This window comes from Bradyrhizobium algeriense, assembly GCF_003062295.1.
Classification (GTDB): domain Bacteria; phylum Pseudomonadota; class Alphaproteobacteria; order Rhizobiales; family Xanthobacteraceae; genus Bradyrhizobium; species Bradyrhizobium algeriense.
This window is the reverse complement of the sequence record NZ_PYCN01000232.1, coordinates 1-497: the sequence shown is the minus strand read 5'-3', so window position 1 is coordinate 497 and position 497 is coordinate 1. Positions and strand designations below refer to the sequence as shown.

Here is a 497-nt window from a genome sequence, read left to right as displayed (position 1 = left end):
GATCTCGCCGGCCAAGAGCTCCAGCGTCCAGCGGGCGCGGCCCGCAGGCGGCTTTGCGCAGGCGGTTGCCACCAGCAGCGCCTCCTCCGGGCCTGAGAGCTTGCGGGCGGCGCCGGGACGGGGGTCCTCGCTGAGGGCCCGCTCCAGGTTGCCCTCCACGAAGCGGCGCTTGGTCCGATACACGGTCGAGCCGCCCACCGCGATACTCTCGGCAATCGTCTCGTCCGGCACGCCGGCATCGGCCGCCAGCAGGATCTGCGCGCGCTTGAGCGTGCGAGCGGCCTGCTTGCCGCCGCTGAGCATCGCCTGGAGTTCGGTGCGCTCGGCCTCGCTCAGCTCAACCCGGTAGCATATGTTCATCTCGGCCTCCCGTGTGAGAGGCCAAGATGAATCAGCCGATGAATCGAGCGTGTGGCGGATGTCTGAGAAAAGCTTCACCGACCGGCAGGGCCAGTACTTGGCCTTCATTGATGCCTACACCCGCGTCCATGGCCGTC

The 497-nt window shown here is 68.2% G+C and carries 1 protein-coding gene; it reads right to left on the bottom strand.

Annotated features, from left to right (window positions below; genetic code table 11):
• Window positions 1-360 (bottom strand): helix-turn-helix domain-containing protein (locus tag C7G61_RS43270; RefSeq protein WP_145963862.1); only part of this gene is annotated, 360 nt, incomplete at its 3' end.
• Window positions 361-497: the final 137 nt, after the last annotated feature.